11 protein-coding genes and 2 pseudogenes are annotated in these 15,361 nt (G+C 54.3%); 6 read left to right on the forward strand and 7 right to left on the reverse strand.

The annotated features are described in order from the left end of the window. Positions 1-18 precede the first annotated feature (18 nt). A complete protein-coding gene (locus EQM14_RS04950; RefSeq protein WP_128741910.1) occupies positions 19-1,644 on the reverse strand; it encodes a peptide ABC transporter substrate-binding protein in 1,626 nt (541 codons plus the stop codon). 220 nt (positions 1,645-1,864) lie between these two features. Beyond that, positions 1,865-2,188, reverse strand: coding sequence for a P-II family nitrogen regulator (locus EQM14_RS04955; protein ID WP_128741911.1), 324 nt, complete (start codon positions 2,186-2,188; stop codon positions 1,865-1,867). A gap of 393 nt (positions 2,189-2,581) precedes the next feature. Between EQM14_RS04955 and EQM14_RS04960 the strand changes: the two genes are divergently transcribed. Further along, the gene (locus tag EQM14_RS04960) at positions 2,582-3,145 is read left to right on the forward strand and encodes a hypothetical protein (protein ID WP_128741912.1); all 564 of its coding nucleotides are present in this window, start codon (positions 2,582-2,584) and stop codon (positions 3,143-3,145) included. A gap of 2 nt (positions 3,146-3,147) precedes the next feature. Further along, positions 3,148-3,720 carry a hypothetical protein gene (locus EQM14_RS04965; RefSeq protein WP_128741913.1) on the forward strand — a complete coding sequence of 191 codons (573 nt, stop codon included), beginning with the start codon at positions 3,148-3,150 and terminating at the stop codon, positions 3,718-3,720. Between the two features lie 66 nt (positions 3,721-3,786). On the opposite strand, the gene gpmI is transcribed toward EQM14_RS04965, so the two are convergent. The 5 genes and pseudogenes from gpmI to EQM14_RS04985 form a co-directional block, all read right to left on the reverse strand. Continuing rightward, a complete protein-coding gene (gene gpmI, locus EQM14_RS04970) occupies positions 3,787-5,298 on the reverse strand; it encodes a 2,3-bisphosphoglycerate-independent phosphoglycerate mutase (protein ID WP_128741914.1) in 1,512 nt (503 codons plus the stop codon). A 19-nt stretch (positions 5,299-5,317) separates the two neighbouring features. Next, a complete protein-coding gene (gene tpiA / locus EQM14_RS04975; RefSeq protein ID WP_128741915.1) occupies positions 5,318-6,085 on the reverse strand; it encodes a triose-phosphate isomerase in 768 nt (255 codons plus the stop codon). Next, positions 6,078-6,586 (reverse strand): annotated as a pseudogene (gene pgk, locus EQM14_RS16955) (phosphoglycerate kinase). The gene tpiA and the pseudogene pgk overlap by 8 nt, the downstream one beginning before the upstream one ends. Beyond that, positions 6,498-7,366, reverse strand: a pseudogene (locus EQM14_RS04980) (phosphoglycerate kinase). The pseudogenes pgk and EQM14_RS04980 overlap by 89 nt, the downstream one beginning before the upstream one ends. A gap of 134 nt (positions 7,367-7,500) precedes the next feature. Further along, positions 7,501-8,001 (reverse strand): tRNA (cytidine(34)-2'-O)-methyltransferase, encoded by a 501-nt coding sequence (locus EQM14_RS04985; RefSeq protein ID WP_128741916.1) that lies wholly within the window; start codon positions 7,999-8,001, stop codon positions 7,501-7,503. A 141-nt stretch (positions 8,002-8,142) separates the two neighbouring features. Here EQM14_RS04985 and EQM14_RS04990 point away from each other — a divergent pair, with 141 nt between their 5' ends. The 4 genes from EQM14_RS04990 (at position 8,143) to EQM14_RS05005 (ending at position 15,245) form a co-directional block, all read left to right on the forward strand. Next, positions 8,143-8,322, forward strand: a complete 180-nt coding sequence (locus EQM14_RS04990) for a hypothetical protein (protein WP_128741917.1) — start codon at positions 8,143-8,145, stop codon at positions 8,320-8,322. Positions 8,323-8,591: 269 nt separating this feature from the next. Next, on the forward strand, positions 8,592-10,127 hold the full coding sequence (locus tag EQM14_RS04995) for a hypothetical protein (RefSeq protein WP_128741918.1): 1,536 nt from the start codon (positions 8,592-8,594) through the stop codon (positions 10,125-10,127). Beyond that, the gene (locus EQM14_RS05000) at positions 10,114-11,424 is read left to right on the forward strand and encodes a hypothetical protein (protein ID WP_128741919.1); all 1,311 of its coding nucleotides are present in this window, start codon (positions 10,114-10,116) and stop codon (positions 11,422-11,424) included. The genes EQM14_RS04995 and EQM14_RS05000 overlap by 14 nt, the downstream gene beginning before the upstream one ends. 383 nt (positions 11,425-11,807) lie before the next feature. Further along, on the forward strand, positions 11,808-15,245 hold the full coding sequence (locus EQM14_RS05005; protein ID WP_128741920.1) for a hypothetical protein: 3,438 nt from the start codon (positions 11,808-11,810) through the stop codon (positions 15,243-15,245). Positions 15,246-15,361: the final 116 nt, after the last annotated feature.

Here is a 15,361-nt window from a genome sequence, read left to right on the forward strand (position 1 = left end):
ATCGGATTCCTGCTGCTGCTATTCCTTGCCCGCGTTGATAAAGTCCACGCCACCCTGATACGGGTGAAACGAAATTCCGGATACGCCTTTTGCCATGGCGTAGTATCGCTTCCCATAATACAACGGGTAAAAAACAGCCTGCCGGTTCAGGTATTCTTCCGCCGCGGCGTAATCCGTGGCGGCTTCCGTTCCTGTCCCGTTTTCCGCTTTTGCCAGGAGGGAATCATAAGCGGCGTTGCTGTATCCGGTGAAATTCCCCTTATCCTTGCTGCGGAACAGGGACAGAACCTGGGCGGGGCCGTCTCCGTCCGGCCTGACGGGGTAGAGGGCGGCCACATAGTTTCCCGACTCGACTTTGGAAAGAAGGGAGCTTTCGTCCATTGCCTCCAGATTAAAGTAATTATGGAACTGCGTATTCCAGGAAATAATCATCTCGTTGAGCATTAGCTTAACATTTTCGTCATCCGGACACAGGACATTTACGGATCCCATTTTGCCGCTTCCGGAAATTCCGAGCTCAGAAAGGCCTGAAGCGAGCGTCTGCGCGGCTTTTGCGTCCTGGGAAAGCAGGAATGGAGAGCCCGCGAGTTTTCGGTAATTTTCCCCCAGCAAGGTGGTGCCCGGAAGAAAGATGGCGTCCGCCGCCGAGGCGTCCCGCGGCAGATGGGCTAGGACCTTCTTCCGGTCCAGCGCCTGCAAAAAGGCTTTGCGGACGTTCACGTTTTTCATCAGATCCGACGAGGTGTTAAAGCAGAGGCCCCAGGTGCTGTCCTGAAATGAGGCGATGGTGCATCCGTCGGTTTGCGCCTCCAGGGCCTGTGCGTGGGAAACGGAAACGGCGTCGACGGTCCCGTTTTTCAGGGCGGCGACAGGGTCGCTCAGATCGGTGTCTTCACCGTTCACGCGAAAGTTCACGTTGGACGGCAGCGGAGCCTGGCCGCCGGAATAGGAGGAGGAACGTTTCAGATTCAGATATTGGTCGTGGGCCCATCCGTATTTTCCGTCGATGCGGAACGGGCCGTTTCCGAGCACAAAGGAGGAATCCAGGCCGTAGCGCCCGGAAGTGGATTCAAAAAACGCCTGGTTGCAGGGCATGAAAACGGAATTTGCGGTCAGCTTCGGAAAATCCGGGTAGGAATATTCCAGGTCCACTTTCAATGTATGGCTGTCCGCTGCGGAAACTCCCAGTTTTTCCGGCGCCAGTTTTCCGGCGTTGATCTGCCTGGCATTTTTCAGGCAGAACATCTGCGAACAGACGGGAGAATTGGTCTGCGGAGAAACGGCCCGGCGGAATGCGTAGACGAAATCATCCGCGGTGACGGGCTTTTGATCGCTCCATTTCGCTGTGCTGCGAAGGGAAAAGGTGAATTCCGTGCTGTCCGAATTTGCCTGCCAGCGCTCGGCTGCCCCGGGAACCGCGTTCCCTTTGGCATCCAGCCTGGCAAGTCCTTCAAAGAGCGCCTGGATCGCGATTATGGAAGAGGAATCGGAGGCGATCTGAGGGTCCAGGGTCTTCGGCTCATCCGTCAGCCCATAAGCGATGGTTTTATCGGCGTTTGACGGCCTGCCGCTTTTACATCCTGTCAGGACAAACGGAAGAACGGCAAAAACAAGGAAAACGGCAATCATTTTCCTGAATAGCAATGGAGACCCCTCCCGGCGGTTGGCATACCGTTATTTTATTTTATCTTATCATTTTTCAGAGACAAATTCAATCGCGGCCCGGAATGAAATCTTCTATTTTCAGCAGGGAAAATTTTGCACCCCCGATATTCCTGAACACAAAAATGGTACGGGATCTTAAGAAAAAGATCCCGTACCATAAAAGTTTTTTACTTGAATGGATTATGATGAAGACGGCTTATTAGATCGCGTCTTTCCCCTGTTCTCCCGTCCGAATGCGGACTGCCTGCTCCACATTATAAACGAAAATTTTTCCGTCCCCGATTTCACCTGTTTTGACCGCTTCGCAGACTTTTGAGATCAGATCGGTTACGACCTCGTCGTGTACAACCGTTTCCACCTTTACTTTCGGAAGCAGATTCAGATTGTATACGGTTCCATGGTAAACCTCTTTCAGGCCTTTCTGATTTCCGCAGCCGGAAACCGGAGTCACCGTCAGGCCGTTGATGGAAAGGCTGTTGAGGACGCTCTTTACCTCTTCCAGTTTTTCCGGGCGAATAATCATTTCTATCTTTTTCGTAACCTCATCCCCTTATCTTCATTTTGTTTTTTGGATTGACTTTATTTATCTATATTATATCTTTCAATTCTTTTAAGTCAATACAAAGGAAAGGAATCCGAAAATAATTAGCCGGACACCGATAAAAAAAGAATGATTTTCTATATCTTACTATATTTGTAAAAGAAAAAATTACCTACTCGAATTTTTTTAATAAGGTTATTATCAACTGTAATTAATATTAAATTTTTATTATATACATAAAAATCGCAAGCGTATATACATAAAAGAGCATTAAACTTGACAAAAAATGGAAAATATGTTATTTTAAAATAAATTAAATGAGAGGAGGATGAGAATTTTTGAGTTTGGCAGTCTACTTTCGAAAGGAGCGGAAAAATGAGAAAAAGTAAACTAAATATTTTTGTGATGTTTGCAATCGTTTTAGGCATGATCTTTTCAATTGGAAATATCGCGGCAAGTGCAGCGCAAATTAAATCTGTTAACGATGCAGATAAAATCAGCAACACCAAGCAAATGTTATCCAGCGGCAGAAACGGGACACGTGTTTATTCCATTTCTATTTATCCTGCGGGGGAAAAATATTATACGAGCATATCGGCAGAAGCATACTATCCGGTTAGTAATTCGACTACTACATATCATTTAACGAAAGCTGTGAAAGATGATTTAATAACAAAATATAAAAAATTAACAGGTATAGATCCGACGGGGTGGGAAGTTAAAATAACTTTTTTGGTGGAGACGGCGTCTGGAATTCCCGCCACACTGTATTTGAGCCACGATGGAAAGACCATGAGTCCGATTCTTGTTAGAAATAAGTATCAAACAGTTTCCTATTACACGGAATCCGATAACAGTTCTTTAAAAGGCTGCGTACAGTATACCAGCGATAATAAGAGATTGATCAGCACAGGAATTCTCTATAATGAAGGTGATTAAAAATGGTGAGTAACAGAATTTCTTCCTTGCAGTCAAATTTTACCGGCAACTTAAACTACCATTCATGGAGCGGAAACGTAAAAAGCAGCACATCGTTTGATGATACATTACAAGAAGCATCTCAGAGTTTAAAAAACAATCTTGATACCATTCAGTTATCTCCTTTGGGATCACAGGGCCCCGAAGAAGACAATGCGCTGACCGATGTGCGGGAACAGGATCTTCAGAAAAAATATGATTTTACTAATTTGTCCAATTCCGATTTTCAATCTGTACTTTCTGATTTAGTGGATATGGGTGTTTTGTCGTCTCAGGACTGCGGGATGATGTATGCACGGCCAACGCCACCTGAGGGAATGGTTATCGTCACCAGCAGTTCAACACCGCCGTCCCACTTTCCGTCAGGATCAGGCTCTCTGAAATCTTATGCGGATTATTTTCAACAGGTATTGTCTCAGGAAGAACAGGAGGCCGATTTTATCAAAGAAAAGAGCGGAGCGGATGCGCCTTCCGTCTTCAGCGACTGCATTGCGGCACATCGTCGAATTGTAAATGCTCTGAACAAGTTACTTTAAGGAGACGTTAAAAAGGGCTGTCTTCCGGCAATGAAAAGCCGGAGACAGCCCTTTTTACTGTTGATCTTATTTTATGATGCTTTTCCCGGTCATTTCCGAAGGCTGGGGAAGGCCGAGGATTTTCAGCATTGTGGGGGCGATATCCGCCAGCTTCCCGCCGGAGCGCAGAGTGCAGGGATATCCGATCACGCAGAACGGAACGGGATTTGTCGTGTGCGCGGTAAACGGCGAGCCGTCCGGCTCCGTCATCTGCTCGGCGTTCCCGTGGTCCGCCGTAATCAGCGCAATTCCGCCTGTTTCGCGGATCGCGTCGGTCACACGGCCGACGCAGGCGTCCACAGCTTCCACGGCGGCCTTTGCGGCGTCGAAGATCCCGGTGTGGCCAACCATATCGCAGTTCGCGAAATTCAAAATAATTACGTCGTATTTGCCGCTGCGGATCCGCTCCACCAGCGCGTCCGTCACCTCGTAGGCGCTCATTTCCGGCTTGAGGTCGTAAGTGGCGACTTTCGGCGAGTTGATCAGCGCGCGGTCCTCGCCGGGGTAGACGGTTTCCACGCCGCCGTTAAAGAAAAAAGTAACGTGCGCGTATTTTTCCGTTTCGGCAATGCGCAGTTGTGTCATTCCGTTTTTGGAGATCACTTCCGCCAGCGTGTTTTTCAGCTGCTGGGGGCGGAAGGCGATGTCGACGTTCGGCAGCGTCGCGTCGTACTGCGTCATGCAGACAAAGCGGAGAGGGAAAAAACCGCCGGCCCGTTCGAAACCGTCGAATTCCGGATCGACAAAGGTGCGGGTGATCTGGCGGGCGCGGTCCGGACGGAAATTAAAGAAGATCACCGAGTCGCCGGAAGCGACGCGGCCTTCCGGGTCGCAGACTGCGGGGAGGACGAATTCGTCCGTCACGCCGTTCCGGTAGGATTCCTCCACCGCGGCGGCGGGATCGCCGTTCTGAATGCCTCTGCCGAGGACCATCGCGTCGTAAGCCTTTTCGACCCGTTCCCATCTGTGGTCGCGGTCCATCGCATAATAGCGTCCCATTACGGTCGCGATTTTGCCGACGCCGATTTCCGCCATCTGCTTTTGGCAGTCGAGGACAAAATCCCTCCCGGAGGCCGGGGGGACGTCGCGGCCGTCCAGAAACGCATGTACGAAGACTCTGCCGCAGCCGCGCTGCTTTGCAAGTTTCAGGAGCGCGTAAAGATGCTGATTGTGGCTGTGCACGCCCCCGTTGGAAAGAAGGCCCATCAGATGCAGCGCACGGCCTGAAGATGCCGCCGCATCGACCGCGCCGAGCAGAGCCGGGTTTTCAAAGAAGTCACCGTCTTCGATCGATTTTGTGATCCGCGTCAGTTCCTGGTAAACGATGCGGCCGGCGCCGATATTCGTATGTCCGACTTCGGAATTTCCCATCTGCCCGTCGGGAAGGCCGACGTCCATTCCGGAAGCCCCGATCTGTGTCAGGGGATTTTCAGAAAAAAGACGGTCAAGATTCGGTTTCGACGCCGCTTTGACGGCGTTTCCCTCCTGCGGCCCGATGCCGAATCCGTCCAATATCATAAGGATCAGAGGTTTTTTCATTCCTGTACTCCTTCCGGGATTATTTGCTTGCCGCCTGAATGATCCGGGCAAAGTCGTCCGGCTTTAGGGAGGCCCCGCCGATCAGGCCACCGTCCACGTCGGGCTGAGCCAGAAGCTCGTCCGCATTTTTCGCGTTCATGGAGCCTCCGTACTGAATGGTCAGAGCGTCGGCCGCCGCGGAACCATACAAAGAAGCGACCGTCGACCGGATGGTCGCGCAGACCTCGTTTGCCTGTCCGGCGGTCGCGGTTTTGCCGGTCCCGATCGCCCAAATCGGCTCATAGGCGATGATGATCCGTTTTAACTCCTCGTCAGAAACGCCGCGCAGCGCGATTTTCGTCTGCATGGAGACCAATTCAGAGGTGATCCCCTGTTCGCGCTGTTCCAAAGATTCGCCGACGCAGAGAATGACGCTGAGCCCGCTGTCAAGCGCCGCGCGGATGCGCTGATTCACGGTCTTGTCCGTCTCGCCGAAATAGGTGCGGCGCTCGCTGTGTCCGATAATGACGTACTGCACGCCCATGGAAGACAGCATCGGAGCGGAAATCTCGCCCGTAAACGCGCCGGAGGGCGCCCAGTGGCAGTTCTGCGCGCCGACACCGACGCGGGATCCCTTTGCGGTTTCCAGAACAGGGAAAAGGTCCACAAACGGAACGCAGACCACGACTTCGCAGCCGGCGTCCTGCGCGGCTGGCAGGATCGCGCTTGCCAGCGCCTTTGCTTCCTCTGGCGTCTGATTCATTTTCCAGTTGCCCGCAATTACGGCTTTTCTCAGCTTTTTATTCATAACGGTGACCTCCTGTATGATATGGTATGGGAAGGAAAAGGAAGGGGCGGAATTCCGCCCCTTCCGATTTATTATCGTTCAGGCAGGCGATTCCGGGCAGTTCCTTGCCCTCCAGGAACTCGAGGGAAGCGCCGCCGCCGGTGGAGATATGGGTCATTTTATCCGCAAAACCCAGTTTCTCGATGGCTGCAGCCGAGTCGCCGCCTCCGATGATCGAAACAGCCCCGCTTTCCGCGACCGCCTGGCGACGGCGACGGTGCCGCCCGCGAAGTTTTCCCATTCGCTTACGCCCATCGGGCCGTTCCACACGACGGTGCCGGCCCCGCGGATCGCTTCGGCGAACAGCTTGCGGGTTTTTTCGCCGATATCCAGGCCCATCCAGCCGTCCGGAATTTTGTCGGAATCGACGGTTTTATACTGCGCGTCCTTGTCGTACTCGTCCGCCACGACATTGTCCAAAGGGAGCAGGAAACGCACGTCCTTTTCCTTTGCCTTGGCCATCAGGTCCGCGGCAAGGCCGACTTTGTCTTCTTGCATCCAGGGAGGAGCCGATGGAGTAGCCGAGCGCCTTCGTAAAAGTGTAGGCCATGCCGCCCCCGACAATCAGCGTGTCCACCTTATCCAGAAGATTCGTGATGACGCCGATCTTGTCCGAGACCTTCGCGCCGCCGAGGATCGCGACGAACGGACGCTTCGGATTGGCAAGAGCGCCGCCCATGACAGTGATCTCTTTCTGGATCAGGTATCCGCATACGGCGGGCAGGTAATCCGCCACGCCCGCGGTGGAAGCGTGCGCCCGGTGCGCGGTCCCGAATGCGTCGTTGACGTAAATCTCCGCGAGAGAAGCAAGCTCTTTCGCAAAAGCGGGGTCGTTTTCTCCTCTTCCTTATGGAAGCGGACGTTCTCAAGCAGCTCCACTTCGCCGTCCTTCAGATTCGCGGCAATGCTTTTCGCGCTTTCGCCGATGACATCCTTTGCCATTCTGACTTCCGTCCCCAGCTTTTTGGACAGATAGTCACCCACCGGCGCGAGAGAGTATTTGGGGTTGAATTCGCCCTTCGGGCGGCCCAGGTGGGAACAGAGAATCACTTTTGCCCCGTGATCCCTTAGATAGCAAATCGTTTTCATGGCCTCGTCGATCCGCTTCGGGTCGGAGATGTTTCCGTCCGAATCAAACGGGACGTTGAAATCGCACCGGACCAGGACCCGCTTGCCCTTCACGTCGATATCCTCTACGGTCTTTTTGTTCAAAGCGTTCATCAAGTACCTCTCCTTTTCCATAGGAAGAATTTTGGGAGATCGTTTCCATATTGTTACCTTTCTGACAAACTTTTTTTATTATACAACCAATGAATGGCATTTTCAAGGTTCTGCGGCCCGCCGCTGATACGAATTTTATCGGGAAAAGAGACCGATTACCAGTGATACTGCCGAAGCTGGCCGCTGCAAAGCATTCCGGGAAACTTCCACTGGCGCAGCACCTCAAATACGCCGACGGCCACCGAATTGGAAAGGTTCAGGCTGCGCGCGGAAGGGTCGTTTCTCATCGGGATGCGGACGCACGAATCCGGATTTTCGTAAAGAAGTTTTTCCGGCAGACCGGCCGTCTCTTTTCCGAAAACGAGGTAACTGCCGTCCGGATAGGCCGGCTCGGTGTAAACATGCCGCGCCTTCGTGGAGAAATAGAAAAAATTCCCGGTATTTTGGTCGAAAAATTCGGAAAGACTTTTGTAACAGGTGATATCAAGAAGGTGCCAGTAATCCAGGCCCGCCCGTTTGAGCCTCCTGTCGTCGATTTCAAATCCGAGCGGGCCGACCAGGTGAAGCCGCGCTCCCGTCGCGGCGCAGGTACGCGCCACGTTCCCGGTGTTCTGCGGGATTTCCGGCTCCACCATGACAATGTTGAGTTCCGGCATAGTATTCTCCTTTTCTATTTTAAAAATGTAATTTTTAAGGCGGTTTTCCAGCATTTCACTTCAATAATCCGAAGGGAAAGAGGCAAAATAATGAAAGGAAATTTCATTCATATTTTTTTCTGCGTTTGGAGGTATTGTAGAATGTACAAGCAGACGATGAATTTTGTGCGCGGGATCGGGACCGGCCTTGTTGCCGGGATGGCTCTTGCCACGGTTGGCACCCAGATGATGAAGAACAACCGCAGCTTCCGCAAACGCGCGAACAAGACTTTGCATACCGTCGGGGAATTGATGGACAGCATGCAGTATATGTTTAAGTGAGAGTGAAAACTCCGAGGGACGGAACTATTATAGCCCGTCCCTCTTTCTTTTCGCAACTGTTTTCAGGATGCGGCGGATCCTTCCGCAAGCTCCCTATACTATATATAATAGTTAGCAGATTCTTTTCTGCCGAAAAATTGTTAATTTTGTTACATAATTGTACCAGCGAAAGAATTCTGTGGAATTCTTGAAAATTTAATAAAATTAGGGTAGGATAGAACAAGAAAAGAAAAAGGGAAGAGTTTCCTCGGGAAAGGAGTTCTTGGCCCATGCCGGAACAATCTTCGCAAACGGTTTTCCACTCGGTGTCCTGCCGCCCGTTCGACGGCGGCGGGGAAGGGGATGTCCTGCTGTCCGGCGCGCTGGAAAAGGCGTTTTCCGACGGCCTGGCGAAGGGCCTGGCCCGCGGGGTCGAAAACGGCCGCGTCGTCCGGGCCCGTTACAAGATCGGCGGCGGGGAGTTCCGCTGGCGCAAAACCTCCGGCAGGACGGTGGTTCAGGAATCCTTCCGGCGTCCGGACGGCTTCCGGCTGATTACCCGGAACCTGTCTGGCGCGATCCTGTCCGAGGCGGCCTACGGCAGGGACCTCGGCTGGCTGCGCTCCGCGTATTTCACGGCGGACACGGGCCGCCCGGAGGTGCTTCTGCGTCCGGACGGAGACGGGCTTGAGCTGCTGGAATTCGACGCCGGAACAGGCCGCTATCGCAGGGAAAAGCTGCTTTCCTGCCCGGTGCGGCCCGGAACGGCGGCGCAGAGCTATGTCAACAGCGCGGCCGGAGGCGAGCCGAGGGTGCTGGCGCGCACCGGCGGGGGCCTTTTCTGTTACTGTGGGCCCGCGGAGCGGGAGAAGCGCCTTGCCCTTTTCCGCCGGCTGGAGGAGAACGGGGGCGTCCCGGACCCGGACTGGACGGATACCGGAGGGGACGCGCGGCTCGAATTTTCCTACATACGCAACGACGGCTCCGAATCCCGGCGGCAGGAAGCCGGGAAGGAAGAACCGGAGGCTGTCCCCGCCTTTGCGGCGGGCGCGGTCCTCGGCGCGTCCGTGCGGGCTTCGGAGGACCTGGATTCGTCGGATTACGCGGTCGACCGGGAGATCTTTTCCGTCGAGCCGGCCGATCCCCGGCCGATCCCGAATCCCGTTCCGGCGCCGAAGCCCGGCCCCATCCCGAATCCGGCCCCGGCCCCGAGTCCCGCGCCCGTCAAATACAGCGTGGCCGCCAAGGGCCTCGGCGGAAAAGTGATCCACGCAAGGGAGCTGGACCGCAAATCCGCCCGCATCGAGCCGCTGTTCGGCGAGGGCCTCATCCCCGCAAAGCGCATCGTCGTCAGCGAAGAGGAGAGCTATCTGTATTTCGGTTCGCTGATCGGCGGCCTGAGGCAGGGGCAGGGCCGCACGCAGATGGAAAACGGCCATACCGCCTACGAGGGCGGATACCTCGGCGACAAGCGCGACGGCTTCGGCGTGTATTATTATCAATCCGGAAAGCTGTGCTACGCCGGGAATTGGAAACGGAATCTGCGCGACGGCATGGGCGTCGCGTTCGGCTCCTCGGACGGCTCCGTCTTCATCGGCCGCTGGAAGGACGGCATCCCCACGGGACGCGGCTCCGCGTTCGACATGGACGGCAACCTGCTCTACACCGGCGAGTGGAAGGACGGGAAACCCCATGGAACAGGGACCGAGTACCGGGGCGGGCAGGTCGTGCGCTCCGGACAGTGGCGCGGCGGCAGGTTCGATTCCGGATGGAGCCGCAGGGAACCGGATTCCCCCGGAGAGGAGCAAACGGGTGCGGTGGATTGACCTGCACGACGTCGGCTGGGGGGAATGCATCGTTCTGGGCGGGGACCGGGGCGGCATCCTGATGGTGGACTGCGGCAGCAGCAACCTCCGGCTGGGCGAGGACGGGCCGGGATTCTACGAATATGTGACGGATTCGATCATCCCCCGGTATTTTGAAGCGGAGAACCGGTCCTTTTTTCTGACCCACTGCCACCGCGACCACCTGTGCGGCCTGTGGCGGATTCTGGAAACAGCGCCGGGCTATTTCGGCTCGCTGTATCTTCCGGTCCCTCCGTGCGGCGAAGACGGGCGGCCTCTTCTGCTGGAATTCGCCCTCGACGTCTCCGTGTTCTTGAGCCGCCTGACCGGTTACGCGCAGGTCAATGCGGCCGTTCTGACCCTTTTTACGCGCGCCGCGCGGCTTGCGGGGGCCGGGGCCGTCTTCCCGGTGCGGGAGGGGGACGGATTCCTTTTCGACGGGACGGAGTACGAGGTGATCTGGCCGCCGGAGACCGGCTTTCCCTATCCGGGGGAGCTTTCCGCCGCCGTGGAGGAGATCGACGCGATGCTCTCCGCCCCGCTCCTTCCGCCGTGCGCGCGGGAGTTCCTGGGGCTGCGGGAGCGATTCTGCGCCGCCTACCGGCTGATGGTCTCCTCCGCTCCCGTGCGGGAGGAGGAAGCCGAGGAGACGCGGGAACTGTACGAGCGGATCCGGGCGCTGGTCCCGGACCTCCTTCTGCTGCCGTGCGCGGGGGCGGCGGCGGACCTGCTGGCCGCCGGAAAAACGCGGGAGGCGTACTCCGGGGCGCTGAACGCCGCGTGCGCGGTGTTTCAGAACGTGCGTCGGGGCGGGCCGGGGCAGGACGACATCCTGATGACGGGGGACGCGACGCCGGAAAGCCTCCTTGCGGCCTCCGCGCGGATGTACGACGGGTACGCCGTGCTGAAAGCCCCGCATCACGGCACGGCGGGGTATTTCTTTCCGCTTGAGGTCGCGGCGGACCATATTCTCATCAGCAACGGCCCGTATCAGGGCGGCGGCGAAATCGCCTCCCGCTACGCGGAGCTGCCCGCCGTGCGCCACTGCACGGGGAACGCGGCCTGTTCCTATTTGAAAGAGCACGGCTCCTGCTGCAACCGTCTGGCCCTGTGCGGGCTGCCCTCCGGCGGGGCGGTCCTGCCCGTCCGGTGCCCCGCGGCGTCCCGTTCCGGCGCGGCGGCTCCCTGCCGCGTCCGCGTCCTTTCCGGGAAGAAAAACGCCTCCTGCCTCTGCGATGCCGTCCGATCAAAAAATTTTATGGCTCCGGCTGAATTTTGATATGAAATACGGAATAAATTTCCTCTTTCGGGACTTGCTGGGACCGCTTGTTTCCCATAGCTGGAAGATCCCGCCGCGGCCTTTCCAAATTCTTCCGAAGAAATTGAAGAATTTGGCTTGAAATCTGTAAAAATTATCGTTCATGGGCAAATTTTATTCAAAAATATATCCACAATGTACTTGACATTAAGTGCCAAATATCTTATAATCCAATTAAACATATGAGCGGTGTCCGCAACCGCTGCGTTCAGGCGCGCTGTGGGGCGCGGGGGCGCGGGCGTCGTTTTCAGCCGGAGGACTTGCACCCTTCGGCCAAGATGTATGTTAAAATTCTCATAGCACACGCAAATGCACAACGAACTATTTTAAGGAGGACAAAAAGGATGAAAAAATTCAGAGGAAAAGCTCTGGCAGCTCTGCTTTCATTAGCACTGATTGCTTCCAGCTTTCCGGTCACCCTCGCATCCGCTTCCACGAAGCATGCGACCGGCGTTCTGACCGACGACCCGGATAACGACGAGTTCTGGCTGGTCAACGGCGGAGACAAAGACGAGAGAAGCGTCACGAATTTCCAGGACTACATTTATGTGAACGGTGCCGCTCCGCTGGAGACCGCCGATCATCAGGATGTGGATGATCCGGAAGTTTATTCGATCTCCCATGTTTCCGGCGACAAGCTGGTTTCCTGGGATATCGGTGACGACGATGATGATGACGACAGCGGCGAGGTAAAGCTGAGCCTTCGCAAGAGCGATTCCGAGGGTGACGAAGTCATCGCGGTTCTGTACAAGGGTACTTATACGGACGACGACGACAACGAAGTTTCTGTGACGGCCAGCACGCAGATCACGATTCACGCGGTGGATGAGAATTCCACGGTGATTGGCGATGCCGGTGACATGGATGGAGATTATTTCGCTGATGATGGCGCTATGGTAGTCGGCACGGATTCGCCTGAACTTGACGGCGACGATGACGATGACGACAACTTCGCGGAGATCGCCACGGCCGCCAACGACTACAAAGCTGTTTCCGTTTTTAAAGCGGAAAAAAATGCTGACAGTTGTTTGGCTCAGTGGAAAGCTGTTCCGACGGTTTCCGAAAATGCTCTCGAAGATGAAGATGACTTCATAGATCAGAGCCCCAATGACATTTATTATGTTTTGGAGTCCAGCAATGATGATGATCTTGATGTTACTTCCAACGGCGTAAGCCTGATTGACGGCGGAAAGAGCGGCTTGACTGCTTCGGCTACGACATCAAGTAAGGTAGTCGATTTTACGAACGACACTTCCAACACCTATTATGCCAAAGAAGCAGGCGCATCGAGTGCAACAACGATTACTGCTAAGGCTGGTACAACGGCAGGATCGGGAATGGTAACTGTTTCAAATATTGGCGATTCGGTTAAGGTTTACTCTGACAGTGCCTGCGAAAATCTGGTGGCTACTTATGTTTACAGAGCACCGCTGACGTCTGTCGCTACGTCTGCCTCTCTTGACAGCGATAGTGGAACCCTTCCGAGTGACTTGACGTTGGGTGCAATTTCAACGACAGCCACATTTACAAATGCTAGTTCGACAACAGCTTATAACTACTATATAGGCGATGCGTTGCCTGCAAGTGGTAATGCGACAGGATCAATTGCGGTAAGCGATGATACAACAACTTCTACAATGGATGATGGCGATAAGTTGTTTATTTTAGCAGCTGCTGATGTCACGTGGACTTCTACGCCTACTCCCCTAGTTACGTATACCTACAATGCGGCCGCTACCGCAGGTGATACTGGTTTCTCGCAGTTTGTTTACGCGACGGTGAAAAATGACGCGGGCACCGCGAACATCACCCTGAAGGGTAAAGTGACCGACGCTCAGGAAGACAATGTTGCCGATGACGATGACATTAAATCCAAGGTGAAGATCGAAAAGAAAGCTTACGCAAACGATACTCTTGCTTCCGACGACGCGTCTTATACCATTTACAAAGACAGCGATAACGACTACCAGCTTTCTTACAAAGCGGATTCCAGCACTGCCGCGGCTACAACGGAAATTGACAGCGGCTTCGTTGTGAAATTCGTTACAGACAATGGCAACTTTGATCTTCCGGATGTTACTGTCAACGATGACGCAAGTCTTGACGGTATTAAGGGGTATGTCGGCAAGCTGACGATTGATGACGCGAAGAAGGTCGGTACGGTTGACCTGAAAAAGGGCGATGTCAGCGTCGAGGATTCCGATGTCAAGGTTGACAGCATTACCACAAAGAATAACGCGGTAGTTTCGATTGACGCGGACAACGATGTGGGTGCGATTACAATTAAAGACGATGATGCGGGCGACAGCAGCGTAAGTATGACGTCCGGCTCCGCAACAAGCATTACAAGCAAAGGTACGGTTGATCTTGAGGGCACGGAAGACGACGAGCCGATTTCTGTCGGTACGGTTAAGGCCCAGAAGATTTCCATTGACAGCGACGACGGCGCTGTTACCGTAAACAGCATTGTTTCCTCCGCGCCGACCGATGACGAGGGCGGATGCACGATCGAACTGTTCGGCGATCAGTCGACCATTAAAGCGATTGATTTTGCCGGCTACGGTGTCGACATGCAGGCTGAGGATTTCCAGGGCGAGATTCCTGCTCCTGAGAATGCGACGGCTGACGACGCGATCTTTGAGACAACCGACGAGGACGACGATATCACTTTCACCGGCGATGTTGACATCAATGCGGTGACGATTGAAGACGACAGCAAGGTCGTGTTTAACGGCAAGCTTAGTGTTGATGATCTCGACGGTTCCGGTACAATGTACATCGGCGCGAACAAGCTCTATGTGGGCGACGATGCTTCCGGTGTCCTGGTTAAGGTTACAGACAATACGATTACGGCTGGCAGCACGATCTTTACTGCGGCTACCGATACGGTTGATGATGATGACCTCGACTTCTACGGTTTCACCGTTAAATGCAACGAAGGCAAATCCACGGATACGTTTGTGGTTGACCAGCTCCAGTTTGCTGGCCTTGCGATGAACAAGACTTCCGACAAGATCGTTCTGAACGAGAGCGCGACCTACACGGCTACCGCTTATGCTCCTGGCACCTCTCTGCCGGAAGGCTACAGCATTGAATTTGACATTGACGACAACAGCGGCGTGTTTGAGCTGACCGATAACGGCAACGGCACCGCGACTGTAAAGTGTGTTGATTTCGACGATGTGTTCTCCGACGAAAACAAAGCGACCCTTGAGGCTTATGTGGTTGACGAAGACGGCGACGAGGACGAAGATTACGGCATGGCTGAATGCAACCTGACCGCTCTGAAGACCCCGGAAAAGACCTTCACTTCCGATACCAACAATGACTTTACCCTTGCTTCTGGCGCGACTTACCAGTTCAAGATTACGGATGCGTCCGCTGCTCCGGTTATGACCGCCGGTACCGCTGGTGTTGTTGACATTGCCAATGTTGGCAAGTCCGGCAACGACTACTTCATCAAGGTTACCGCGAAGGGTGCGGCTAACGCAAAGACTGGTATCTATGTAAACGGCACAAAACTTCTCGTGATTACGGTTGGCGGAGTTGTTTGCGACACCACAACGGACATCACTGTGAAGAAGGGTGCTTCCTATCAGTATAAAGTTACAGCTTCCGCTGCTCCGACCTTTGGCTTTGGCACTGCCGGCGTGTTTACTTCTCAGCTGGTAAGCCACAGCGGCAACAATTACTTCTACAAAGTTACGGCTGTCGGCGCTGCCGGTGCTTCCACCGGTGTCTATGTCAATGGCCAGAAGGTTAACGTTGCTAAGGTTGGTTAAGCGAAACCCCCTAGACAAAACAATTACTGACTCAACAAATTAGTAAGTTGTATTTGCGTGGCGGCGGTTTGGGTGAGAACTCAGGCCGCCGCTTTGTGCGAATCATATGGGAAGAG

It is taken from the genome of Caproiciproducens sp. NJN-50 (assembly GCF_004103755.1).
GTDB lineage: Bacteria > Bacillota > Clostridia > Oscillospirales > Acutalibacteraceae > Caproicibacter.